Here is a 23,309-nt window from a genome sequence, read left to right on the forward strand (position 1 = left end):
CGACCGATGCTGGACTACACCGAACTCCACTGCGTGTCGTCGTTCAGCTTTCTACGCGGCGCCTCGGCACCGGACGTGCTGGCGGCCACGGCCGTTGCGCAGGGCTATCGCGGGCTGGCGTTGACCGACGAGTGTTCGCTGGCCGGCGTGGTCCGCGCGTGGGACGAGATCAAAGAGAATCCCGACTTCCGCTTCATCGTCGGCAGTGAATTACCCCTCGCGAACGGCCCTAGACTCATCCTGCTGGCCGAGAACCTGACCGGCTACCAGACCCTGAGCCAGTTGATCACCCGCGCCCGCCGCGACAGCCCCAAAGGCCACTATCACCTCGCCGCCGATGACCTGCCCGAGCTGCCCGGTCTGCAAGTTTTGTGGGCGCCCGGGCGCGACCTGAACCCGGACACCGCCGCGTGGCTGCGGGACCGTTTCGACACCGTACACCTGGCCATGGCCCGCCATCGCGAGGCCGATGACCGCCCGCGCTTCACCGCAGCCAAACACCTGGCGCAACGCTTTGGCCTGCAACCGGTGGCCGTCGGCGAGGTGCACCACCACACCCGTGAATGCGGCCCGTTGCAGGACGTGGTCACCGCGCTGCGATTGGGCAAGCCGGTGACCCAGTGCGGGCGGGCGCTTTTTGCCAATCACGAGCGCTACCTGCGACCGCTGGCCGAGCTGGAAACCCTCTACCCCAAAGCCTGGCTACGGCAAACCCGGGTGATTGCCGAGCGCTGCGACTTCAAGCTCGACAGCCTGCGCTACCAATACCCTGCCGAGCTGGTACCGCCCGGTGAAACGCCGACCACGCACCTGCGCGCCCTCACCGACGCGGGCCTTGCGCAACGCTGGCCAAACGGCGTACCCAGCAAGGTGCGCGACACGGTGACGCGCGAACTGGCATTGATTGCCGACATGGCCTACGAGAGTTTTTTTCTCACCGTCGAAGACATCGTGCGCGAGGCGCGGCGTCTCGGCATCCTCTGTCAGGGCCGCGGCAGCGCCGCCAACTCGGCCGTCTGTTACGCGCTGGGCATCACCGAGGTCTCGCCCGACTTCACCGATCTGCTGTTCGAGCGCTTCGTGTCGAAGGAGCGCGGCGAGCCGCCGGATATCGATGTCGACTTCGAACATCAGCGCCGCGAAGAAATCATTCAGTACATCTACCGAAAATACGGGCGTGACCGCGCCGCACTGGCCGCCACGGTGATCCATTGGCGGCCGCGCTCGGCATTGCGTGATGTGGGCAAAGTGCTGGAAATGCCCGGCGAGGTCATCGATGCGCTGGCCCGCAACCACACCTGGTGGGACACCCCCGAGCGCTGGCCGATGCACCTTGATGCCCTGGGCATCACGCCCGGCGATCCGCGTGTTCAGCAGTGGCTGAACCTGTCGCGCGAACTGATCGGCCTGCCCCGGCACCTGTCGCAGCACGTCGGCGGCTTCATCATCGCCGAGCGCGCCGTCGCCGATCTGGTCCCGGTGGAAAACGCCGCCATGCCCGATCGCAGCATCATCCAGTGGGACAAGGACGACCTGGAATCCCTCGGCCTGCTCAAGGTCGACGTGCTGGCGCTGGGCATGCTCACCGCCATTCGCCGGACGTTCGACGCGCTTAACCGCTGGGGCACCTTGCCGGCCCAGCCGCAAACCTCGCTGCCGGGTTGGCAACTGGCCGACATCCCCCGCGACTGCCCGGCCACCTTCGCGATGCTGCAACGCGGCGAGTCGTTGGGGGTGTTTCAGGTGGAGTCGCGGGCGCAGATGAACATGCTGCCGCGGCTCAAGCCGAAGTCGCTCTACGACCTTGCCATCCAGGTCGCCATCGTCCGGCCGGGGCCGATTCAGGGGGGCATGGTGCACCCGTTCCTCAAGGCCCGGCAGGGGCAGGAAGTGCCCGACCTGCCCGACAACCCGGCGCTGCGGGCGGTGCTGGAGCGCACCAGTGGCGTGCCGATCTTTCAGGAGCAGGTGATGCAAATCGCCGTGGTTGCGGCCGGGTTCTCGCCGGGCGAGGCCGATCAGGTGCGGCGCTCCATGGCGGCATGGAAGCGCAAGGGCGGGCTGGAACATTTTCGCGACAAACTCATGGCCGGCATGGCCGAGCGCGGCTACGATCCGACGTTTGCCGAGCGCATCTATCAGCAGATTCTTGGCTTCGGCGCCTATGGCTTTCCGGAGTCGCACGCGGCCAGTTTTGCGCTGCTGACCTGGTTTTCGTCATGGCTGAAATACCATCACCCGGCAGCCTTTTTCTGCGGCCTGATCAACAGCCTGCCGATGGGCTTTTACCCAGTGTCGATGCTGGTGCGCGAAGCCCGGCGCATGGGCGTGACCGTCAGCGCGGTCGACGTGCGCCACAGCGAGGTGAATTGCACGCTCATCCCCGATGCTGACGGCCAACCGGGCATTCGCCTGGGGCTGGGATTGATTGACGGCCTCGGCACGCCCAGTGCCGAACGCATCGTCAGCGCCTGCCGCACGCCCTGTCCCGACGTGCCGACCCTGGCGCGGCGTGCCGGGCTGGATCAGAAAGCCCTTGAAGCGCTGGCCAGAGCCGACGCCCTGCGCGGTCTGGCCGGCCATCGCCACGCCGCACGCTGGGCGACGATGGAACGGCGCAGCGGGCAGGCCGACCTGTTTGAAAGCCCGCCGCCGGAGGCCGAACCGCCGCAACTGCCCGCCCCGACCGAGGGCGCCGACATCGTCGCCGACTACCAATCAACCGGGCTGACATTGCGCCGCCACCCGGTGGCATTGCTGCGACCGCGTCTCGACACGGCCCGGGTGGCGCGCAATGCCGACCTGAGCACGCTGCGCGACGGCCAGCGCGTCAGGGTGTCGGGGCTGGCCATGTTCCGCCAGCGTCCCGGCTCGGCCAAGGGCGTGATGTTTCTGACGCTGGAAGACGAAACTGGCATCGTCAATCTGATCATTCGCCCGGCGCTGGTCGACACCCAACGCCACGCCGCAGTGGCCGCGCAGTTCGTGATTGCCGACGGCATCCTGCAGCGCCAGGAAGGCATCGTGCACCTGATGGCCCGCCGCCTTCACGACCGCTCACACTGGGTCGGCGAACTGCCTTATCTGTCGCGGGATTTTCACTGACCGCCTTGGGCCGTCTTCATCATTGTCGGCACGCCCGACGGCGTCCGGTTAACGTAGCGAATTGGCGTCGCCGCGCCTACCCCGCGCTCGAACAACAACAAGAAATCGCTCTTCAATCAGGAAACACTTCCATGACCCGCCTCACGACGGCTGCACCCGAACCTGCCATGAACACCCGCATCACCCGCATGCTGGGGATTCGCTACCCCATCATTCAGGGGGGCATGCAGTGGGTGGGGCGTGCCGAGTTGGCGGCGGCGGTGTCGAACGCGGGCGGCCTGGGCATTCTGACGGCACTCACCCAACCGATGCCCGAGGCGCTGAGCGACGAAATTGCCCGTTGCCGCAGCCTCACCGATCAGCCGTTCGGCGTGAACCTGACCATTCTGCCCACCGCCAAGCCGCCGCCGTACGAGGCTTATCTGGACGCCGCGCTGGCCGGGGGTGTGCGCATCTTCGAAACCGCCGGCAACAACCCGGTCGCCTTCATCGAAAAGATCAAGGCCCACGGCGGCAAGATCATCCACAAGTGCACGGCGGTGCGGCACGCGCTGTCAGCCGAGCGCAAGGGCGTGGACGCGATCTCCATCGACGGCTTTGAATGTGCCGGTCATCCGGGTGAAGACGGCGTCGGCTGTCTGGTGCTGTTCGCCATTGCCGCCAGCAAGGTGAAAATTCCGCTGATCGCCTCGGGCGGCGTCGCCGACGGTCGCACCATGGCCGCCGCGCTGGCCACCGGCGTCGAGGGCGTCAACATGGGCACGCGCTTTTGCGTGACGGTTGAGGCGCCGATTCATGACAACATCAAGCAGTTGCTGGTCGACAAGACCGAGCGTGACACGGCGCTGATTTTCCGCACCCTGCACAACACCGGCCGGGTACTGAAAACCGAAGTCTCCGAAGCGGTCATCGCCATCGAGAACCGCCCGGGCGGCTGCGAGTTCAAGGACATCCAGCATCTGGTCTCCGGCGCCAAGGGCCGCGAAGCGCTGGAGAGCGGCGACCCGTCACGCGGGCTGGTCTGGGCCGGGCAAACGGTGGGGCTGATTGACGACATTCCCACCTGCGAGGTGCTGATGCAACGCATGGTGCGCGAGTGCCGGGCGCAGATGATGGCCGGCATGGCGGCGTTCAACTGACAGGCCCACAGGGTGGCTGCTACTCCATCGCGTCGACGATGCCCCGGTCCAGGCGCCCGAGAATCTCTTCGAGCGTGCGGCTGATCTGCGTGCAGATGCGGATCATCTCGATTCGCGGCCACACCTGACGCTCGCCAGCCAGGACCAGCGCGTCGATTTCTTCATAACTGAAGGGCGACAGCAGGCGCAGCGGCGAGAACAATCTGCGCTTGGGCGCGATGCTGATGTCACCCACATAGTCCTGTGAGAGCAGGTCGTGCGCGACCTTGTTGACCACCCCCAGCGACGACGCGGGCAAGTATTTGCCCAGATAAACGTCGGCCGACTTCAGCGCACTGCGGGCAACGGCCTTGGCCGCTTTGCCCAGTGGTTGCAGACCGGCGCTCTGCAATTTGTGGTCACGGAATGTCGGCAACATCATCGGGTTGATCATGCTGACGATGTAGTGATTGGTGCCGTACAGGCGCGCCAGTTGCTTGGCCGGCAGGTCGGCGGCAAACAGCCCGTCAATCCAGCGCGAACGCAGATACGGCACGGTTTTGCCCTGCGCGTCACGGGCCATGAGCTGCACCGGCTCAAACAGGCCGGGAATAGCGCACGAGGCGCGCACTGCCGAGCGGATCAGCACGTGCGGCGAGGTCATGGCGTTGAGCAAACGCGGGCTGTGATGGCGCTCGCAGGGGCTCACCGAAATGCTGATGTGCCGTCCGGTCAGCTCGAAGGCTTCCCGGAAGGTGAGGTCGGGAATCAGCCGGTCAAACGTCGGCTCGAACGAACTGGCGCGAAACATGCGCCGGATGCCGGTGCTGCGCTCAAACCAGTTGGGCGTCCACTCCTCGCCGAAGCGGACGTTGCGGGCATCAAAGAAGCCCTCCAGCTCGGCGTCGGTGTGGGTGCCGAGAATCGACACGGTGATCGCCCCGGCGCTGGAGCCCGACAGCACCCGCGGCAAAATGCCCTGCTCCAGCAGCGCCTTGGCCACGCCGAAATGAAAATACATCAAGGTGCCGCCGGCGCTGAACATCAACGCCGAGCGACCGTAGCAATGGCTGGCACGGCGAAACAGGTCAAGCTTGGCGGCCAGGGACATTTCGCTTTCGGACAGCGTCTCGATATGCCGCAGCGCGTCGCTCACGCTGTCAACGTAGTCGCGGATCAGTTGCTTGGTGCCAAACCGCGCCTTGTTGTAGAGGAGGGGCTTGCCCATGCCGCCGAGGTTGCCGTGCACGCCCTCTTCAATGGCAAACACCAAGCCGTGATGGTCATTGGCAGCACGCACTGCGCGCAGGTGGTCGACGCGATCCCGCAGCGTGCGGTAGTCATACAGCGCACTGATATCGCGCTGCTTCCAGACTTCGCGTCCACTGAGACGGTCCAGTGCCTTGGCCGCCTCGGCCCAGCTGTCGTAATCCGTAGCCTCACGGAGCCGCTGGCGCAGCGTGCGCGGGTTGAGGGCGGTTTCCGGCAAGGCTTCAAGCGGGTGGTCGGTGGCGGCAGGCGCGAGATTCAGGGGCTGATTCATCAAGTGACCGCGTGGCGTGGGGGGCATCACCGAATCGGCAATGCCACAAAGGTTAGCCGATCAGTTGCCTGACCGGCCTGAAGCCGGCCTGCGCGACGCCGCATCACAGACCGCAGCGCCTGCAGGACCGGGGGCGGGTTCAATCTGCCAAGGTGGCCACGCCGTTGTCGAGTGCCACCACGTTGCGCTCGATCACCGTGCAGCGGAACAGCGCGCGGTCACCTTCGCGCCAGATCTCGGTGCGCAGGGTCTCGCCGGGATACACCGGTGAGGTGAAGCGCAAGCGCATGCCGGTGAGGCGGCTGGGCTGGTAATCACACACCGACCGCAGCACGGCATGCCCGGCGACACCCAGCGAACCCAAGCCGTGAAAGATCGGCGCCGAAAAACTGGCCGCCGTCGCGGCCTTGGGGTCAACGTGGATCGGGTTGTAGTCGCCGCTGAGGCGGTAGATCAGGCCGGCACGCTTGTCGAGGGTCAGTTCATCAACCGCGTCGGGGGCCCGCTCGGGAATCGGCGGGGGCTTCGGGGCGGTGGTCGTGGACTGACCAAAGCCGCCGTCCGCCCGGCAGAAATAGGTCGAGGTGAGGGTGGCCAACGGCTCGCCACTGGCCTTGTCGCGGATGTCGCGTTCGACGTAAACGAGCGCGCCTTTGCCCTCACCTTTGTCGACCAGGTCCTTGACGCGGGTGATGGCGACCACCGTCCCGGCCGCCGGCAGGGGCTTGTGCAGCACAAAGCCCTGCTCGCCGTGCAACACCTTCTGCCAGGTGATGCCAGTGGCCGGGTCCTTGATCCAGAAGCCTGGCGTGCCCAGCACCACACACATTGTGGGCAGGGCCTGCAAGTTCGCTTCATAAACAAAGGGAATTTGCTGCAGGTCCAGCGGGTCGGTGCCCAGCCCCACGCCCAGGGCATAGAGCATGGTGTCGCGGGCGGTGTAAGTCTGCTCGATGGGCGCGAAAGGCCAATTGAGCAAGGTGTCGGGGTTAATTGGCATCCATCGGTCCTTGGGCACAAGCGAATTGGCGATTTTAACCGGCTGCGCCTAGCCGGACGCCTGGCGACCTTGCCCGGAGCCTACGGCGATATTGGTCCTTGTTGCCGAGGTCCGCGCCCGCCTGCCTATGAAGCCGATTGGCAAAACTCATTTGCCGCGCCCGCCCGGTCACTCCACACTCGGTATGTAGCCAAAAACAGATCCCCAACAACACGAAGGAGAGTCACGATGGCAGACGACGCGAAATGCCCGGTAATGCACGGTCCCGGTCGGCACACCATTGCCGGTGCCCGCAATAACGCAAGCTGGTGGCCCAACCAGCTCAACCTGAAAATTCTTCATCAGCACTCAGAAAAATCGAATCCTTACGGCAAGTCGCTGGACTACGCCAAGGCGTTCAAGGGCCTCGAACTCGATGCAGTGATCAAAGACCTGCACGCGCTCATGACCGATTCACAGGAATGGTGGCCCGCCGACTACGGCCATTACGGTCCTTTCTTCATCCGCATGACCTGGCACGCCGCCGGGACCTACCGCATTGCCGACGGTCGCGGGGGTGGCGGGACCGGTGCGCAGCGGTTCGCCCCGCTCAACAGCTGGCCCGACAACGGCAACCTCGACAAGGCGCGGCGCCTGCTGTGGCCGATCAAGCAAAAGTACGGCAGCAAGCTGTCCTGGGCTGACCTGCTGATTCTGGCCGGCAATGTCGCCATCGACTCGATGGGACTGAAAACCTTCGGCTTCGGCGGCGGACGCGCCGACATCTGGGAACCCGAAGAAGACATTTACTGGGGCCCCGAGGCCGAGTGGCTGGCCACCAGCGACAAGGACAACAGTCGCTACTCCGGTGACCGTGACCTTGCCAACCCACTGGGCGCCGTGCAGATGGGCCTGATTTACGTCAACCCGCAGGGCCCGGACGGCAACCCCGACCCGCTGGCGTCGGCACGCGACATTCGCGAGACCTTCGCCCGCATGGCGATGAACGACGAAGAAACCGTGGCGCTGACCGCCGGTGGTCACACCTTCGGCAAGTGCCACGGCGCCGCGCTGGAGTCCAACGTGGGGCCGGAACCCGAGGGCGCGCCCATCGAAAATCAGGGCTTCGGCTGGCTCAACAAACACGGCACCGGCAAAGGCAACGATGCGATCACCAGCGGCCTGGAAGGCTCGTGGACGTCAAACCCGATCAAGTGGGATGGCGGCTACTTTGACGTGCTGTTCAAGTACGAGTGGGAGTTGGTCAAAAGCCCGGCCGGGGCCCATCAGTGGCATCCGAAAAATATCGACGAAAAGGACATGGCGCCTTCGGCCCACGATCCGTCGAAGAAGGTCACCATCATGATGAGCACCGCCGACATGGCGATGCGCATGGACCCGGCCTACGAGAAAATCTCGCGCCGTTTCAAGGACAACCCCGACCAGTTTGCGGACGCATTTGCCCGCGCCTGGTTCAAGCTGCTGCACCGCGACATGGGCCCGCGCTCACGCTATCTCGGCAAGCTGGTGCCCAAAGAAGAACTGATCTGGCAGGACCCGGTGCCGGCGGTCGATCACCCGCTGGTCGATGACAAGGATGTCGCCGCCCTCAAGGCCAAGCTGCTGAAAAGTGGCCTGTCGGTGTCCGAATTGGTCGGCACGGCGTGGGCCGCGGCCTCGTCGTTCCGCGGCAGCGACATGCGCGGTGGTGCCAATGGCGCGCGCATCCGACTCGCCCCGCAGAAGAACTGGGAAGCCAACCAGCCTGCACAACTCGCAAAGGTGCTTGCCAAGCTCGAAAGCATCCAAAAGGACTTCAACGCCAGCGCCAGTGGCGGCAAGAAGGTCTCGTTGGCCGACCTGATCGTGCTCGGCGGCAGCGCCGGCATCGAAGCCGCAGCCAAGAAGGCCGGGCACGACCTGAAGGTGCCATTCACCCCGGGCCGTACCGATGCCACGGCCGAGCAGACCGATGCTGATTCCTTCGAGCCGCTGGAGCCGCGTGCCGACGGCTTCCGCAACTATGCCGTCAAAGGCGCGGAATCAAAGGCCGCCGAAGCGCTGGTCGACAAGGCCAACCTGCTAACGCTGACCGCGCCTGAAATGACGGTGCTGGTGGGCGGCATGCGCGCGCTGGGCACCAATGTGGGCGGCACCCAGCACGGCGTGTTCACCCAGCGGCCCGAGACCTTGACCAACGACTTCTTCGTCAACCTGCTCGACATGGGCACGAAGTGGGAAAAATCGGCCACCGAAGGCGTGCTCGAAGGCAAGGATCGCAAAACCGGCAAGCTGAAATGGACCGGCACGGTGACCGACCTGGTGTTCGGCTCCAACTCGCAACTGCGCGCCATCGCCGAGGTGTATGCCGCAAGCGATGCGCAGGACAAGTTCGCCAAGGACTTTGTCGCCGCGTGGACCAAGGTGATGAACCTGGATCGTTTCGATCTGGCCTGAATCATCTCTGCTGCTGAAGTGAGGCATCACGACCCGCCCCGAACCATTCGGGGCGGGTTTTTTATGGCCGTCACCACGCCTGCAAACGCGGGTCGGTCGGCCCGCTTGGTGCTCGACGCAAAGGCTGCCTATCATGCCGGCCTCGCTGCCCGTCAACGGAAGTCTTCATGCGCAAACTCAAGTGGATCCTCGGCCTGGTCCTGGTATTGGTCGCCATGGCCGTGTTCTTCACCCTGCGCACGCCCGGCCATCTTTACGTCAACAGCGGCGAATTCACCGACTGCCCGGCGCGTCCCAGTTGCGTGTCGTCAATGGCCACCGACGGCACCCACGGCATCGCGCCGTTGCGGGCGCGCGGCGACGTTACCGCCACGATGTCGATGATGGCCCGACACCTGAGCAGCCTGCCCGGCGCCAGCATCGAACATCTCGGACCCGGCTACCTGCATGTGGTCTTTGTCTCGCCGAAGATGCGCTTCCATGACGACTTGGAGCTGCTGGTCGGCGACGGGCAGATGATCAATGTCCGCTCGATCTCGCGCTTCGGCTATCGCGATTTCGGCGTCAACCGTGATCGCGTCGAGGCCCTGCGCGCCTGGCTGGATGAGGAACAGAGTCGGCCGGATTGGGAACAGCCCGAGCGTTGAGACGCCGAACTGTATTGAGACAGATGGTCTGGGATACAGCGGGATAAAGAGGGATTGGCCGGGATAGCTCGCAGCGACGGGGATTTTGGCCCCAACTGCCGGATCGGCCTGCGACAGATGGTTTGACACGCATTATTGCGTGCTCAAACGTCGTTTAAGCCGGAAATTACCGGTAAAGAATCCATCGATTGGTGGTAACGCCCGGCACCGCAGTTACCTCAAAGTGGACTTCAGGTACCGGTTGAACCGGTCGCGCACTGTCACCTCATCTTCGGCAGACACCCCTAAATATGGCCGTGCCGGGATGTCACCCCAGGGGATTGGTGAATTGCGCCGCGTTTTGCCGAACGCCCCCTTGTTGGCTCCGAATTGTTGGGTCGCCGCGTACTCCATCGGGCTCCCCCATTCGAGCGTGTCATCAGTAGCCCGATAGTTGATCGTGGTCGACAGCGCCTTACTCTCGCCTATCAACGGCTTCTTGTTCGCGACGCGACTGGCGCGAGCACCTGGGCGTCGATTGCTGAACGCACCCGCCGCTCGCTCCTTCGTGACCTGCGAGTTCTCCTTCCACTTCAGCCCGTCGGGGCCGGTGGAAGATTGGAACCGCTGCTTGGTCGACTCCACCATCAACTCGCCAAGCTCGCCCAGCAACGGGCGAAGGTTGCCGGCGCCCGCCGCCAGTGCCGCCAGTGCGCGCCGCGCTTCGCTATCGTCCAGCTCAATATCGAACTTCATGTCGTACACTCCTGTCTGGTCGTTGACGCAGCACACACCGTCGGGCTCATACCTCGAAGCGTCCAGGACGTAGGGGTCGGGTTGCGATCAACGGCTTTTCACGATGTAGAGCGTTTCCAGCGCTAGCATCAGCCGACCGCCGCGAACCTCGGCCACCACCACCCAACGCTCATCACCCAGTTGCTTGATCAGCCTCACCAGCTGGCGCCTGCTCTTGTTGCTAAGACCGGCGTCTTCAATAACTTCTGGCTCGTTGATCACTTGCGGTAGCCGAGCGTAGTCGGCGGCCGTGATTGCTCGCTGGCCCCTGGCCGCCTCCGTCACATCGTTGCCGTGTCGACGCTGGATATGCCGCACTGCATGGGCATCCACCGCCACATCGAAGCCCGACACATTCAAGCCGGTTAGCGTGTTGATCTGCCCTGCCTGCGCCGTCGTGAGTAGCCCCAGCGTCCGATATTGCGGAACGTTGGCTGCGCCATCGGTCAGCACCCGCTGGGCATAGCGCCGCAGATCATCCGCCACTGACGGCAGTTGCCGATACGACTGACTCAGAGCATCGCGCACCGTCTCTGGCACGTTCTGCATGAAGGCCTTGGCGAGCGTGTATTCCCACTGGACCGTCTTGGCGGCCATCTGCTGCACAGCCTCGCTCACCGTGTCGCCAGGCGCGTAGCCCCAGCCCTTGCCGATGCCATCCGGCTCGCCGGTGACCGCATCGATGGCATCCCACCCTTCCGGTAACTGGCGATCTGGGTCGCCGCCAAGGCTGCGTGCGTCTTCAGGATTACGCAGCCCCACCACGCGGCAGGAACACCCCCACCCATTTGGCGGATAGTGCGTTTCCCAAAAGGGGTGATTCGCGGGCAACACCATGCCGTCCCAAGCAAGATGCTCGGGCCGGGGCTCCAAAGAGCCACCGTGCCGGTACATGTAGTGACTGAAGCCACCCTCGCGCAGCTGTGCCAGCCGCCCGGCCGCGTAGCTGGTCCGCATATTGGTGGTGTAGATCGTGCGGGTGCGCCAGTTCCGCTCCCCGGTGTAATCCCACCCGTGCCGCTTGACGATATCGTCGAAGTCCTTGCGAAAGGCCTCGAGGCTTTTGCCCTCTGTGATGGACCGATCCACCGCAGCCGCAAAGTCACTCAGCAGATCCGCCTTCATCGCGCCTGCCACCATAAAACCGCGATCGTGCTGCCCCTTCCACACCTGGTCCCAGCGCTCGGTGGGAATCAGGTTGCCAAGCTTCTGGCGGAAAAAAGCCACCTGCTGATTGAAGGGCTCGCGCAGGACTCCACGAGTAACGGGTTGGCCAGCTGCGTCAGCCACCGCCGTCTCGCGCATCGAACCGGCCGACCAGGTCTGCCACCGCAAAGCCCGCCTGCATCACTTTGGCGATCTCGTCATCCGACAGGCCGCTGGCCGCGTTCAACAGTGCATCACGCAGACCCTCAAGGCTCTGAGCCGTGTCGACAATCTGTCGAATTTGCTCCAGCCAGGCACGGTGCGCGTCTGCCGCCTCGGCTGACATTCGGTCGGCCAGCAGCTCGGGGGCAGTCGACGGCCGCGAATTTTCAGCAAACAGCGTTTCGGACAAAACACCTGGCACATCCGTCGCCGGCGTTGATGTCCTCGGCTCCCAGCCATCGCCGTAGGTCTTCTTAACGTATTCCAAAGTGGGCTTAAAGCCCATTTGATAGACCTTTGAATCGCGCTCGGCGCGTTTATTGCTGTCTTCCGGCGGCTCGGTTTGACGCCACACCTTGGGGGCAACCGCGCCGGGGTAGTTCCACTCGGTGAGCCAGCGTGCAGGCCCACGATTGAAGCTCTGGCAAAGCAGGTCACTGGTGGCCTTGATCAGGTCCTCGGCCACGTTGCTCTGGGCCTCGTCGCCGCCCAGCTTTCCGGGTGTGCCCTGGGTGGTGGCCGTTTGACCGAGGATCACCTTGGCGATCGCGTTGTCCATGCGGTCACACAAGGCGCTGTAGTCGGCGGTACCGGAGCGGGCCGCCTCCAACAGCTCGATGATCATGCCCTCGGGAATGATGATGCCGCCATCGGAGTGAACGGCGCCCAGCGCGCCCAGCAGACGCTTTTTCTCGTCCGGCAACGCGTTGTTGGGGTACTTGCCGATGGCGGTGGGCTGGCCGAATTTTTCCAGGAATATCAGCCAGAACTTGAGCCCGTTTCGCTTGAAGAACACCGGCCAGTAAAGCGCCTGCGCCAGGCCGGTGCCGTAGGGCTCGTCGTCGGTGTCGCCGCCATACGTGAAATGCCAGAACTTGCGAGGCGGCATCACCTCGCCCAGCGGGTCTTTTGAGGTCAGCAGTTTTAGCTCGCCCTGCGGCCCAAAGCCGAAGCGACGCGACTTCCGCACCTTGATGGCGCCCAAGGTGGTCTGGGCGCCATCGGTGCCCCACATGCATTCGCCGACGCCATAGCCGTAGAACACGCCGTAGAGCATCTTGTCGAAGGCGCCGTCAAAGTTGAGAGCGGCCAACTGATCTTTCAGCGAAGCGGCCGCATTCTTGTCAGCCCGTTTCTTGCCGCCAGCATCCACGTCCCATTCAGCACCCACCACAGCAAGGCGCAACTGCCTGAAACATGCCGCAACCTGGTCATCTCGCAGCAGCTCTTCGTAGACCTCGTAGCTACCGCCGCGTGAAGCGAGCACCGGGTCCAATGGCGGCAGCAGCGGCAACGAATCGATGAAGCCGCGCGTGATGTCCCGACCGTCGGCCGTGGTGGCAATTTCTCGGGCCTCTGCGACCTTGGGTTTGGCGGGCATCATCACGCCGTTGACCATCTCGTAGTCCATCAGGCGAAACCTCCAAAGTCATTGCCGCCCGACACGCCACCCCAGCCTGAGTCGGTCATTTGTGCGCGATAGCTCATGCCCTCGAACGCGGTCAGTGCACCCTGGGTGCTTCGGGCGCCCAGCGATTCAAACTCCAGAGGCACCGGCTCCATCTCGGCAATGGCGAACAGCAGCAGGGCCAGCGCGACGGCGATATCGCCGTGGCGCATCTCGCCGTCGGCACCCTTTTCGCGGGCATCGTCGGGCACGCGAGCGACGCCGTTGGTCTTTTTGATGGCGCGAAGATCGGCCAGCACATTTGCGTGGCGAGGTAGGCGCAAAGTGCCATCTTCAAATGCGGCCTTCAGGCGCGGCATGTTCTGCCGGTACCATTCCAGACTCAGCTTCACCTCGGCCACGTTGGTGCTGCCGAATTGCTGTGCAGCCCACTCGGCCATTTCGGCGCCGTTGCCGGTGGCGTCCATCGCTCCGGCCATGAAGCGGCCGAAGCCTCTCACCACATAACCGAGCACCTGGCGCTGCTGCGCAAACGGGACGTTGCGCATTTCAACGATAAAGGGCGCGGTCACATTGAGCTGCGCATCCTCCACGCCGGGCACGATCACCGAAGCATCGCCGGAACGGGCGAAGTCGCTGCCGTAGTACTTCGACAGCCTCGCGTCCAGCGCCTTGAGCAGCGGCAATACGTTGGCCTCGCACCACTGCGCGGTATCGGCCGCGCGCTCCCAGTCGGCCCGGTAGGTGAACTCAGGCGTGCACCGATAGGTAACGATCGGCAGCGCCGGATCCATGCAGCGCTCAATGAGCGAGCGCGGCAGATATGCACCGCTGCCCTGGCTGGGCACCACGTCCAGTTCTTCTGCGGCATCGTCGCCATAGAAGGCATAGGCATCGGCGACCCACTTGGCCTCGCCATCGGCCGTCCAGGGAATGCCGCGACGAATGCACACGCGGCGATACAGCCCCTCTGCCACGGCTTCGCGAAAAGTGATGCGGTGCACGCTGCCCTTGCGCTTGCCCGCGCGGATCTCTTCGATCAGCTCATTGAAGTCGTTGGCTTCGCCGTCGTGCGTCGAGATGACGCGCACCTTGTTGCCCCACAACAACATGGCCATCGCTGCCTTGAGCAGCTCGCCCAGGTCGTTATGGAATGCCGCTTCGTCAATGACGATGTTGCCCTGCTTGCCGCGCAGGTTAGTGGGGCGTGACGACAGCGCCACCACACGTCGGCCGGTGGCGGGAAAGGTGATCTTGAACGACTTGATCTGCTTGTCGCCGTCATCGAACAAGCCCTCCTCGATCTGCGAGGCGGCGTAGTCATAGGCGCGTGCCCACATGGCGCAGGCTTCGATGAACTCCAGTGCCATGTCTTGCGTGGGGCCGATGTAAAACGTGTTGCTGCCTCCCTCACGGGCGGCCTCCAGCACGTCGTCGGCAGACTCTGCCCAGGTGAGGCCAATGCGGCGCGACTTTTCGGCAATCTTCAGTGCCGATTCGTCATCGATCCAGCGCTGCTGATAGCCCAGCAGAACGGCTGGCGCGACCTGATGGGCCGCGTCTGATGCCAGCAACGGTGAGTGGATGGCCGTCACTCCGGCATGCCCAGAATCTGGCGGCGAATCTCGTCAACCGCCGAGACCGAAAGGCCACCCTTGCGGGCAATCTTCGCGGCGGTGTCTGCCGCCTGCTTCAACGCCTCGTCGCGCATGGTCTTCTCGCGTTCGAGGTTCCACTTGCCGGCTGCCTCCAGGCGCTGCATGGCGAGCGCCAGGGTATTGATGGACTTCGGATCGAGCGTGGGCTTGCCCTCTTCGTCGCGGGCATCCTGCAGTTCCAGGGTGGCGTCGAAGGCCATCGTGCGCAGCAGCTCCATCACCAGCTTGCCGATATCGCCCTGCGGTTCGTTGCCCAGCCGGTCGGCCCACACCTTGGCGACCTCGCGGCTTTCGCGCATGCGCTTGCCGATCTCTTCAAAGCGCTGGTGGTAGCGGCCCACAGCACTGCGTGAGACCTGCGCACCCAGGTCGCGCAAGTGCGCTGTGACCTGGTCGATGGTGTAACGGTCATCCTTGAGCAGGCGGTCCAGCTCGGCGCGGATACCAGGGTCCAGCTTGGCGATAGAGGATCGGGCCACGGCTTAATCCTCCGGGCCGCGTCGCTTCACTCCGGGGCAATGAGCGCGCCCCGTAGCCACGTCGAGGCCACGGTTGGTGAGGCGGGCAATGCTGATGGTGGCGGTAATCTTGTTGAGCGTGATGAGCCCTTGCTCAGCCAGCCAGGCCAGCTCTGTGTTCACCATATCGCGCGTGGCCCGCAGGCCGAACAGGGCCGTGCCGTCGGACAGAATGCTGTTGTTTTGCTCGTAGTCGGACGCCTCTTCCAACAGACGCAGCAGGCAGATGCGAATGTGCTCGGCCAGCGTGTCGCGGTAGCTCACTTGCCACCTCCTTTCTGATTCAGCAGGTGGTCGTGAATTGCGCCCAGCAGCTTATTGTTCTGCCGGGTTTGGCCTTCAAGATTCGAGACGCGGCTGCCCACGTTGGTGACTTGGGTGTAGATCAGGTCCAGGTCGCGACGCTTGGGCACGTCGTTCAACGACGTTTCGATCTTCGTGAGCCGCACGTCCTGCTGCGTCTCCTTTTCGCTGAACTTCTGCGCCAGCGAGTCATGCGCGGCGCGCTTGGTGAAGTTGAGGCTGGCCCACATGCCTGCCACCAGCCCGGCCAACGAGGCCAGCGTCACAAAGACTTGCCAGGCCAACATGACCCAACCTGGTTCGAAGTTCACCAGCTCACCCCTAGCACCAGTGCACCGACTGCTGCGGTCCCGATGCGCCACGCCCAGGTGCTGCGGCGGTGGGCGTCCATCAGCGCGGCAATGGTCTCGGCGTCGGTCTCTCTGGCGCGTTGGAGGTCAACGGTTTCGGCGTCAAGCGCTACGGCCGCCGTATGCAACGCAATCGCCTGATCCTGCAAGGCAAAAGCCGCATCCAGCGTGTCGGCCAGTGCCCAGGCATCAGGCAGCGTGTAACAGACCCTCGTGTCGGCCTCGCACAAATGTGCGGCCGGCGGCGCGGGCAACGCAATTACGGATGCCACCCGGCGCGGTTCGCGCGGTTCGGGTGCGGTGGGCGTGGTGGCGCAGGCAACCAGCGCCAGTGATAAGGCGCTAATCAGGACGCGCATGGCGGTTCAGCCTCTCCAGTGCTTTGGCGGCGGTCGGGTGGCCTTCGCGCTTCAGTGTCTGAACACGTTCGGCAAGTTTCAGCACCACCGCGTCGGCACGTTTCATCGCCGCGTCAGCAGCCTCGGCATGCACGGCCGCCTCAAGAACATCGCGGTTCGCCAGGGCGGACATCGATTGCGCATCAGCACGCCGCATCGCTGATCGGTGCGCAAACCACATCGCCACGCCGAACAGCCCCACCAGCACGGCCCCCAAGGTCGCCATCGCGCCCGACAAACGCTGCATCACGGCTTGCATGGCGGCACCTTTCTGGGCTGGTCCACCATACGGCCGACAATGCCAAACACCAGCAGGCCAATGGTGATGCCGTGCGCGACTGCCGGCGGCACGGTCGACCGCAGGTCATCCGGTACCGCCAGCCAGGCGCCCTGCAGGGCCACGGCCAGCGTCATGGCCTGCACAGAAAACCAGCGCCAGGCGTCGCGCCAGTCAGTGACCAGAGATGGCTTAGAGCGCTTCAATGCCCCGCTCCCGACTCGCAAAAGTATTGGCGCGCAGTTGCGGCAGCCCCCGCGCCGTACAGCATCGTGACCGCCCGCATGGCGGCCTCCAGTCCGCCAATCACGTGCTCGTGCTGATCCAACTCCATCAGCAACAGGGCGACCCGCTGCACTCGGCAGCAATTGCGTTCACCCAGGGCGCGGTTCTGTTCGACCAATCCGACCGGGTTGCCTTGACTCTGGCTCATGCCAGCACCCCACCGGTGCCGAAGGCGGCCACCTTTTTAGGGTAGTCGTTGGCACTATTCGGGTGGCCAGTGTTATACGCCTGCACCACGCCGCGCCAGCCGTGATCTGCCACAAAGCGGCGGCGCAGTGTTGCGAGGTAGCGACAGCCGTAGTCGGCGCCCAGAGTCGGGTCCAGTAGTTGCGGAATAGGGCCGGTCAGGCCCAGCTCGCGGGCGGTGGCGCCCATCACCTGCAGCAAGCCCCAGCTAGCTTGCTGTGCCTGCCATTCACTCAACGCACTGATGCCGGCAGGCGCCGGGAACCCCACCGGCGGCTCCTTGGCCTTGGCCTGGACCAGGCTGGGCCGATACGCCACGTTGCGACGCACATCCCATAGCCAGCGATAGGCCGGCTCGGCGCGGTGCGCCCAAGAGTTGAGGCTGGATTCGACCCGCGCCATTGCTACCACCAGGTCGGCGGGCAGATCGTGTTGGGCGGCGTAGTGCCGGAGGATGGTTTCAATGCCGGTGCTCATGACCGACATGGTCGGTACCGAGGAGCGATGAAAGGCCCCTGAAACAGTTCGCCCGGCAGTTAGCTGGACGACTTAGAGGCTATGTGGGTCTGTGCTCTGCGTCAATCCGCCAATGGGGACCACGGGTGGACTTCGAACTTAATCTTCTGAGGGTCTTTTTTGGTCGCAGTGACCAATAGGCATTGCCGATCACCCAGCCCGTCGGTGTAGTGAAGGCTCATAGCGAACTCACCTACGAAGCCTGGTTGGCAAACCATTCTGGACCGATGAGTTCCTTCGGCGCCAATTCGATCAATGCTTTCGCTAACCTGACCATTTCCGAAAGTGATCTGACTGCCCTCTTCAGGGTGGATCGTAAACTTGCCCTGCGTTAACGCGTGACCGTGATTTTGAACTTGGACATCAATGTAGATTTGGCCGGCTTGTCGATGCGCACCACTGCCACCAGTAGCCATGCTGATTAGAGGCTGTTTTGAACGCATCATTTCCTTGCGATGAAACTCGGCAGAGGCTGAGGCCACAGTAAGCTGCTCTCGACTAGTTGCGGCCTGTAGCAGCTGTGCTTCAACCGAACATTTCAGCTCATCGACCTGCAGTCTCAGGCTCGCGTCCTGTTGATCAAGTGCGGCAGTGTTTTGGCGGATCTCAACCTGCTGCTGGAAGTATCCCGCTATCAGCCACACCAACGCCATCGGCGCCGCGAAGCCAGCAGCAAGGTCGCCAAATTCATTGAGATCGAGCTCGAGAATCTCGTGAACTCCACCTTTCTCAAGGGTCACCCAACCGAAGATGCAGAGCCAAGCAAGGCTGAGGGCAAACGCGATGCAGTAAGCGCCAGAACCGGACCTTTTCGGGCTTTCACTCCCCGCCACTGACAGTCGCCGCCTCACTCTCGCGCACCTTGATCACCCGATCCAACCGCCGCCCCTGGTCCTCACACCCAGCGCGGTCAGCCTCGGTGATCTCCAGGTCTTCAACAAACGCGTCGACTACGCGCCGCGAGACCATTGCGCGCTCTGCCTTGAGTTCTTCCAGCGTCATGATCTGCAGCTCGGCGAATTCGTACTTCGGGCAGTAACTGGCCAGCGCGACCGTCGGTGCGAGTGCCAAGGCGGCGCTTGCAAGGGTTCTGTTCATTCTGTTTCTCCCGTGATGGCTGGCGCTATTTCAAGCGCTCCAGGTCTGACCTTATCGCGACTGCCAGCAGCATGAGCGAATCCGCGTCCAGGTCGTTATCCAGCGCCAGGCGCCGGAAGGCTGCAGCGATCGCGGGCGAATCCTCTAGCTTTCCTACCGACAGCGCGCTCGCAACTGCAGCGGCACGCTGCTCAAGCGACTCGACGCTGTAGCGTCTTTTCGAACCTCGCGACTCTGCGCGCGCCAACAGCGAATCAGCCAGGTCTGCGACCGACGGGGCGCCGCTCGCCTCTGATGGCCGTCCGGTCAGAAGCCACTGCAGATCGTGATTGTTCGCAACTGCGAACTTGGTGATCGCCTCGTGCGGCACGTTGCCGCGTTTGCGCCACGTGGGCACTGACGACCGCCCGACACCAAGACATTTCGCCAATTGGCTGTCGTTCTTGGCGCCGCTGACCACGGCCACTCGTTGGAGCACCGATTCCACGTCGTTTACGTAAGCAGATGAATGTGGTGTTGACATTGCGACACTCCCCTAATAGGATCGTCGCAAATGCAAAAAATTACACATTTGCAACATGCACGCAGCTGACATCAAAGCCTCACTTGAAAAAGCCGGAACCTCCTGTGCGCAGGTGGCAAAGGCACTGAAAGTGCCGCCCAGCACGGTGCATCAGGTCATCTACGGCAGAGGTGTCAGCCGTCGGGTGGCTGCCCACATCTCCCGCACCATCGGCGTACCCGTTTCGAAACTCTGGCCGGGACGGTATCCCCGACTTGAGTTGGCCGAACTGCGAGCCGCAGCATGATTGTAGGTTCCCACAACGCCAGAACGGCGTCACGGGTGAAGAAGGTCACATCTTCTTCCAGCAATCAGGCTGATTTGTTCCAGCAATTGGTTGACCCGCCTCCGCCCGACCTCGATCTCGACATCAACCTCGAGCTGCTCGGCGCCCTGAACACCTCACTGCGTATGGCGCGTCAGCACGGAATGACGCGTGAGCGTGTTGTGGACCGCATGAATGCGCTGCTGCCCGGCGCCAAGAAAATCACCCTGCGCCAGCTCAATAGCTGGACGGCCGTGAGCCAGGAATACAAAGAGTTTCCCGCCCGCTACCTGCCTGCGTTTTGCGCCGCCACCGAGTGCGACCTACCGCTACGCGCCCTGGCCCAGCCGCTGTGCCTGGACCTGGTGGACGCCCGCGAGGCCGACACGCTGCGCTTGGGGCATCTGCGCCTTGAGGCCGCCCGCCTGGCGCGGGAACAACAGGCGCTCACGCGCCACCTGGAGCGCTCATGAGCCTCCGCGATCTCCTCCGACCGCCCATGTGGGCGGCTCGCACCTTCCCCGGCGCCCCACGCGCCGGGGCTTTCTATTCCCAACGATCAAAGGTCGACGACATGCCAGTGAGTGGACGTGCGCAAGGGGCTGCGCAATGACAAAGGCCGCCAAAACAACGCCAGTCCACACAAGTGGAAACGCTCTTTCCACACGTGTGGAAGATGCTGAGGCTGTCCACACAAGTGGAAAAGCAGTTTCCACACGTGTGGAAAAGCCGCAGCTCAGTCAAACGCTGCGGGCCTACATCGAACGCAGCGAGCTGATGCCCAAGCTTGATGTCGCCGCCCCTGAACACCGGCGCAACGAGCTTAAAAAGTGCCGCGATGCCGGAGTGGTGGCGGGTGTCATGCAGGGCTACTGGCTGGCCGATATCCAAGCGTCTGAGGGCGGCGAAGCCCTCCGCGCCGCCTGCGCCGAACTGAACATCGGCAAGAGCACCTGCTACTACGCCATCGCGCAGTTCCAGCTCTTCAACCAGTTCGAAGATATCGAGGTTGTCCAGGCGCTTGGCGCGCTGGAGCCCACGAAATTCAGGGCGCTCAGCTTCCAGCCCGAAGAATGGACCGAGCTGGCAAAGGGTGAATCGGTGAAGGGCATCACGCTCGACTCCGCCGTCGAAATGTCGCAGCGCGACCTTCTGGCACAGCAGCGCGAATGGCAGCTGAAACACGACGACACCGTGGCGAACTTGCAACGTGCCAACGCGCGCCTTCAGAACGAGCTTGAAACCAGTCAGAACCACGCACGCCAAATGGCGCGTGCCACGAACCAAGGGCGGATGCTCTACCCGATGACGCAAAAATGGTGGTGATGGGCGGAATCGAACCGCCGACCTAGGGGTTATGAATCCCTCGCTCTAACCGACTGAGCTACATCACCACGTGCGTCGTCAAGCCGGCGATTATAAACTGCGGCCGGGCTCGGCGGAAGGACCCTCTGGTGCAATCGCTTCCGGCCCGAGTACCAAGCGGCCGAGTCTTTGAGCGAAACCCGATCAGCCCAGCAAGCCACGCCGCAGCGCCGGCAACCGGGCTTCCGGACGTGAGTCGGGAAAGCAGTCCACATCGGCTCGCAGCGCGTGTCGCGGGATCAACACGTCGCTGTCGCGCAGGTGTTCGACGAGTCCGGGGGCCTGCAGACGCAGGGCTTCAGCGATCTGCGGCAAGGCCTCGGCGAAGGCGTCGATGGCCTCATTGATGCCGGCGCCTTCGTTGTCGCGCATCCACACCAGCAATTGCCAGGTCAGGGCATTGAGTTGCATGAACTGCACGGCGTCGCGGCGGTTTCGGCGCACGGCCAGAAAAGTGGCCGGCTGTTGGGCAATCTCCACCGGCTGACCGGGTGAAATGGCGTGCACCGGGGCGCAGTAGGCCAGCACTGCAGCCAGCGGTGACAGCACCCAGTCGTCATCGGCCGCGCCGTGTTCGACCTGTACCCAGTCGACCTGGTCGGCGGCAATCGCCAGCACCATCTCCACCCATTCGTAGTGGACCAGTTCCGCCAGAAAAGGCCAGTCGTCCGGCAAGGCGTCGGGCTGCTCGAAGACGAAGTCAACAAAACAGCCAGCAGCGCGGTGGAATTCGGCCGGTGCACAGCGATGGGTCTTGAGAAACGCACGGACGCGCTGGTGCCAGCGGGCCTCGGTGTCAAGCCCTTTGAGCACTGGAAATCCGGAACTCAAAAGTGACTCGATGTTGCTGTAGATCAGCGATTCGTAAACCTTGGCGCGCTCGGCGGGCATGCCGGCATCGGGGCAGGCTTGCGGGTCGCGCAGGTGGGCGATGAACTGCCTTTGCACCGTTTCGAAATGACCCATCAAACCGCCTCACTGACCGTCAATGTTACACGTGCCTGCCGGTCACGAATGCCAGCCAGCTCTTCGAACAGCTTCGGCAGCGGCGGCAGGTTGAAATCCCGCTCCAGCAGCGTCGGCACTGGGCCGAGCCGAGCATAGGTGGCGTCAAGGAGCTCCCAGACCGGGTCGATGACGTTGGCACCGTGGGTGTCGACCAGCAGCGTGGGGCTTTCTTGGTAATGCCCCGCCATGTGCAGGTAGCGCACGCGCGTCAGCGGCAACCGGTCCAGAAAGGCCACCGGGTCGTAGCCGTGATTGACGCTGTTGACGTAGACGTTGTTGACGTCCAGCAGCAGGTCGCAATCGGCTTCTTCGAGTACGGCGGTGATGAACTGCGCCTCGTCCAGCTCGGTGGCGAGTGGCGCGTAATAGCTGGCATTTTCAAGCGCGATACGACGGCCGAGAAGGTCTTGCGCCTGACGCACGCGGGCGGCGACGTGGTGCACTGCATCTTCGGTAAACGGAATGGGCAACAGGTCATAGAGTTGCCCCTCGTCACCGGTCCACGTCAGGTGTTCGCTGTAGTCATGAATGCCGCGGGCATCCAGAAAGGTTTTGACACGTTTGATGAATGGCACATCCAGCGGTGCCGGGCTGCCAATCGACAAGGACAAGCCATGGCAAACAAACGGGAAGCGCTCGGTGTAAGCGCGAAACTGGCGGCCCAGACGGCCGCCAATCTGTAGCCAGTTTTCGGGGGCGACTTCCATGAAGCCGATACCGGCTGCCGGGTCCGCAGGCAGCTCGGCCAGCGGCGCCAGCAATTCACGGCGCAAACCCAAACCCGCCCCGGACACGCGGGCCAGCCGTGCCGGGGCGGTTGGCGTTGCCAAAGGGATTAGCCCCCCGACTTCTCGCCGCACTTGCCTTCACCGCACTTGGCTTCGCCGGACTTCTCGCCGCACTTGGCTTCACCCGACTTCTCGCCGCACTTGGCTTCACCACACTTGGCTTCGCCGCTCTTGTCGCCATGCGCTTCGGCAACCATGTAACCCTGCGGCAGCTCAGACGCGGCAAACAATGCCGGCGAAGCGGTCATACCACCCAAGGCCAGCAGGGCGGAACCAACAGTGATGGAAACGGTTTTCTTTGACATGAGAAAAACTCCTAAAAGAGACCACACT

Annotated in this window: 27 protein-coding genes and 1 tRNA gene; 7 read left to right on the forward strand and 21 right to left on the reverse strand. The window is 63.5% G+C overall.

What is annotated here, in order from left to right:
- Positions 1-6 precede the first annotated feature (6 nt).
- Both U741_RS0113230 and U741_RS0113235 read left to right on the forward strand, forming a co-directional pair.
- On the forward strand, positions 7-3,105 hold the full coding sequence (locus tag U741_RS0113230) for an error-prone DNA polymerase (protein WP_029890932.1): 3,099 nt from the start codon (positions 7-9) through the stop codon (positions 3,103-3,105).
- A 167-nt stretch (positions 3,106-3,272) separates the two neighbouring features.
- Positions 3,273-4,244 carry an NAD(P)H-dependent flavin oxidoreductase gene (locus tag U741_RS0113235; protein ID WP_029890933.1) on the forward strand — a complete coding sequence of 324 codons (972 nt, stop codon included), beginning with the start codon at positions 3,273-3,275 and terminating at the stop codon, positions 4,242-4,244.
- Positions 4,245-4,263: 19 nt separating this feature from the next.
- On the opposite strand, the gene U741_RS0113240 is transcribed toward U741_RS0113235, so the two are convergent.
- Positions 4,264-5,766, reverse strand: coding sequence for a DUF3336 domain-containing protein (locus U741_RS0113240; protein ID WP_052378811.1), 1,503 nt, complete (start codon positions 5,764-5,766; stop codon positions 4,264-4,266).
- 139 nt (positions 5,767-5,905) lie between these two features.
- The gene (locus tag U741_RS0113245; RefSeq protein WP_029890935.1) at positions 5,906-6,766 is read right to left on the reverse strand and encodes a MaoC/PaaZ C-terminal domain-containing protein; all 861 of its coding nucleotides are present in this window, start codon (positions 6,764-6,766) and stop codon (positions 5,906-5,908) included.
- 228 nt (positions 6,767-6,994) lie between these two features.
- On the opposite strand from U741_RS0113245, the gene katG reads away from it, so the two are divergent.
- Both katG and U741_RS0113255 read left to right on the forward strand, forming a co-directional pair.
- On the forward strand, positions 6,995-9,202 hold the full coding sequence (katG, locus tag U741_RS0113250) for a catalase/peroxidase HPI (RefSeq protein ID WP_029890936.1): 2,208 nt from the start codon (positions 6,995-6,997) through the stop codon (positions 9,200-9,202).
- A gap of 167 nt (positions 9,203-9,369) precedes the next feature.
- Complete coding sequence (locus tag U741_RS0113255) at positions 9,370-9,849, forward strand: DUF1499 domain-containing protein (RefSeq protein WP_052378812.1); 480 nt, start codon at positions 9,370-9,372, stop codon at positions 9,847-9,849.
- Positions 9,850-10,062: 213 nt separating this feature from the next.
- On the opposite strand, the gene U741_RS17925 is transcribed toward U741_RS0113255, so the two are convergent.
- From U741_RS17925 to U741_RS0113330, 15 genes are all read right to left on the reverse strand, one after another.
- Positions 10,063-10,584 carry a phage virion morphogenesis protein gene (locus U741_RS17925; protein WP_084155105.1) on the reverse strand — a complete coding sequence of 174 codons (522 nt, stop codon included), beginning with the start codon at positions 10,582-10,584 and terminating at the stop codon, positions 10,063-10,065.
- Positions 10,585-10,671: 87 nt separating this feature from the next.
- Entirely contained in the window at positions 10,672-11,928 is a 1,257-nt protein-coding gene (locus tag U741_RS0113265) for a PBECR3 domain-containing polyvalent protein (RefSeq protein WP_052378814.1), read from the reverse strand.
- Positions 11,906-13,402, reverse strand: coding sequence for a DUF935 domain-containing protein (locus U741_RS0113270; protein ID WP_200872729.1), 1,497 nt, complete (start codon positions 13,400-13,402; stop codon positions 11,906-11,908). The genes U741_RS0113265 and U741_RS0113270 overlap by 23 nt, the downstream gene beginning before the upstream one ends.
- The gene (locus U741_RS0113275; protein WP_084154868.1) at positions 13,402-14,994 is read right to left on the reverse strand and encodes a hypothetical protein; all 1,593 of its coding nucleotides are present in this window, start codon (positions 14,992-14,994) and stop codon (positions 13,402-13,404) included. The genes U741_RS0113270 and U741_RS0113275 overlap by 1 nt, the downstream gene beginning before the upstream one ends.
- A complete protein-coding gene (locus U741_RS0113280; protein WP_029890942.1) occupies positions 14,991-15,536 on the reverse strand; it encodes a DUF3486 family protein in 546 nt (181 codons plus the stop codon). Before U741_RS0113280 ends, U741_RS0113275 begins: the two co-directional genes overlap by 4 nt.
- 3 nt (positions 15,537-15,539) lie before the next feature.
- A complete protein-coding gene (locus U741_RS0113285; protein WP_029890943.1) occupies positions 15,540-15,839 on the reverse strand; it encodes a VpaChn25_0724 family phage protein in 300 nt (99 codons plus the stop codon).
- Positions 15,836-16,165, reverse strand: a complete 330-nt coding sequence (locus tag U741_RS0113290) for a DUF2730 family protein (protein WP_029890944.1) — start codon at positions 16,163-16,165, stop codon at positions 15,836-15,838. Before U741_RS0113290 ends, U741_RS0113285 begins: the two co-directional genes overlap by 4 nt.
- Positions 16,166-16,185: 20 nt before the next feature.
- Complete coding sequence (locus U741_RS0113295) at positions 16,186-16,587, reverse strand: hypothetical protein (protein WP_029890945.1); 402 nt, start codon at positions 16,585-16,587, stop codon at positions 16,186-16,188.
- Positions 16,571-16,885: a hypothetical protein gene (locus U741_RS0113300; RefSeq protein ID WP_029890946.1), complete on the reverse strand. Its 315-nt coding sequence runs from the start codon at positions 16,883-16,885 to the stop codon at positions 16,571-16,573. The genes U741_RS0113295 and U741_RS0113300 overlap by 17 nt, the downstream gene beginning before the upstream one ends.
- Positions 16,873-17,109 carry a DUF7940 domain-containing protein gene (locus U741_RS0113305; protein ID WP_029890947.1) on the reverse strand — a complete coding sequence of 79 codons (237 nt, stop codon included), beginning with the start codon at positions 17,107-17,109 and terminating at the stop codon, positions 16,873-16,875. The genes U741_RS0113300 and U741_RS0113305 overlap by 13 nt, the downstream gene beginning before the upstream one ends.
- On the reverse strand, positions 17,106-17,336 hold the full coding sequence (locus tag U741_RS0113310; RefSeq protein ID WP_029890948.1) for a hypothetical protein: 231 nt from the start codon (positions 17,334-17,336) through the stop codon (positions 17,106-17,108). The genes U741_RS0113305 and U741_RS0113310 overlap by 4 nt, the downstream gene beginning before the upstream one ends.
- Positions 17,333-17,860 carry a transglycosylase SLT domain-containing protein gene (locus tag U741_RS0113315; protein WP_043110283.1) on the reverse strand — a complete coding sequence of 176 codons (528 nt, stop codon included), beginning with the start codon at positions 17,858-17,860 and terminating at the stop codon, positions 17,333-17,335. Before U741_RS0113315 ends, U741_RS0113310 begins: the two co-directional genes overlap by 4 nt.
- Before the next feature lie 92 nt (positions 17,861-17,952).
- A complete protein-coding gene (locus tag U741_RS18600) occupies positions 17,953-18,630 on the reverse strand; it encodes a hypothetical protein (RefSeq protein WP_152551613.1) in 678 nt (225 codons plus the stop codon).
- A gap of 79 nt (positions 18,631-18,709) precedes the next feature.
- Entirely contained in the window at positions 18,710-18,988 is a 279-nt protein-coding gene (locus U741_RS0113325) for a hypothetical protein (RefSeq protein ID WP_029890951.1), read from the reverse strand.
- A 25-nt stretch (positions 18,989-19,013) separates the two neighbouring features.
- A complete protein-coding gene (locus U741_RS0113330) occupies positions 19,014-19,511 on the reverse strand; it encodes a helix-turn-helix domain-containing protein (RefSeq protein ID WP_043110284.1) in 498 nt (165 codons plus the stop codon).
- Between the two features lie 55 nt (positions 19,512-19,566).
- Between U741_RS0113330 and U741_RS20025 the strand changes: the two genes are divergently transcribed.
- The 3 genes from U741_RS20025 to U741_RS19025 all read left to right on the forward strand — a co-directional run bounded on the left by U741_RS20025 (position 19,567) and on the right by U741_RS19025 (position 21,141).
- Positions 19,567-19,797 (forward strand): helix-turn-helix domain-containing protein, encoded by a 231-nt coding sequence (locus U741_RS20025; RefSeq protein ID WP_084154870.1) that lies wholly within the window; start codon positions 19,567-19,569, stop codon positions 19,795-19,797.
- A complete protein-coding gene (locus tag U741_RS0113335; RefSeq protein ID WP_152551614.1) occupies positions 19,794-20,288 on the forward strand; it encodes a hypothetical protein in 495 nt (164 codons plus the stop codon). Before U741_RS20025 ends, U741_RS0113335 begins: the two co-directional genes overlap by 4 nt.
- A 247-nt stretch (positions 20,289-20,535) precedes the next feature.
- Positions 20,536-21,141 carry a hypothetical protein gene (locus U741_RS19025; protein ID WP_029890954.1) on the forward strand — a complete coding sequence of 202 codons (606 nt, stop codon included), beginning with the start codon at positions 20,536-20,538 and terminating at the stop codon, positions 21,139-21,141.
- Here the strand turns inward: U741_RS19025 and U741_RS0113345 are convergent.
- The 4 genes from U741_RS0113345 to U741_RS0113360 form a co-directional block, all read right to left on the reverse strand.
- Positions 21,133-21,209: transfer RNA gene (locus U741_RS0113345), tRNA-Met, on the reverse strand. The two genes, U741_RS19025 and U741_RS0113345, sit on opposite strands and share 9 nt — an antisense overlap.
- A gap of 115 nt (positions 21,210-21,324) precedes the next feature.
- The gene (locus U741_RS0113350; protein ID WP_052378816.1) at positions 21,325-22,146 is read right to left on the reverse strand and encodes an HvfC family RiPP maturation protein; all 822 of its coding nucleotides are present in this window, start codon (positions 22,144-22,146) and stop codon (positions 21,325-21,327) included.
- Positions 22,146-23,018 carry an HvfB family MNIO-type RiPP peptide maturase gene (locus tag U741_RS0113355; RefSeq protein ID WP_235200421.1) on the reverse strand — a complete coding sequence of 291 codons (873 nt, stop codon included), beginning with the start codon at positions 23,016-23,018 and terminating at the stop codon, positions 22,146-22,148. Before U741_RS0113355 ends, U741_RS0113350 begins: the two co-directional genes overlap by 1 nt.
- A gap of 5 nt (positions 23,019-23,023) precedes the next feature.
- Positions 23,024-23,281, reverse strand: a complete 258-nt coding sequence (locus U741_RS0113360; RefSeq protein ID WP_029890957.1) for an HvfA family oxazolone/thioamide-modified RiPP metallophore — start codon at positions 23,279-23,281, stop codon at positions 23,024-23,026.
- Between the last annotated feature and the right edge of the window lie 28 nt (positions 23,282-23,309).

This window comes from Polycyclovorans algicola TG408, assembly GCF_000711245.1.
In the GTDB taxonomy this organism is placed as follows: domain Bacteria; phylum Pseudomonadota; class Gammaproteobacteria; order Nevskiales; family Nevskiaceae; genus Polycyclovorans; species Polycyclovorans algicola.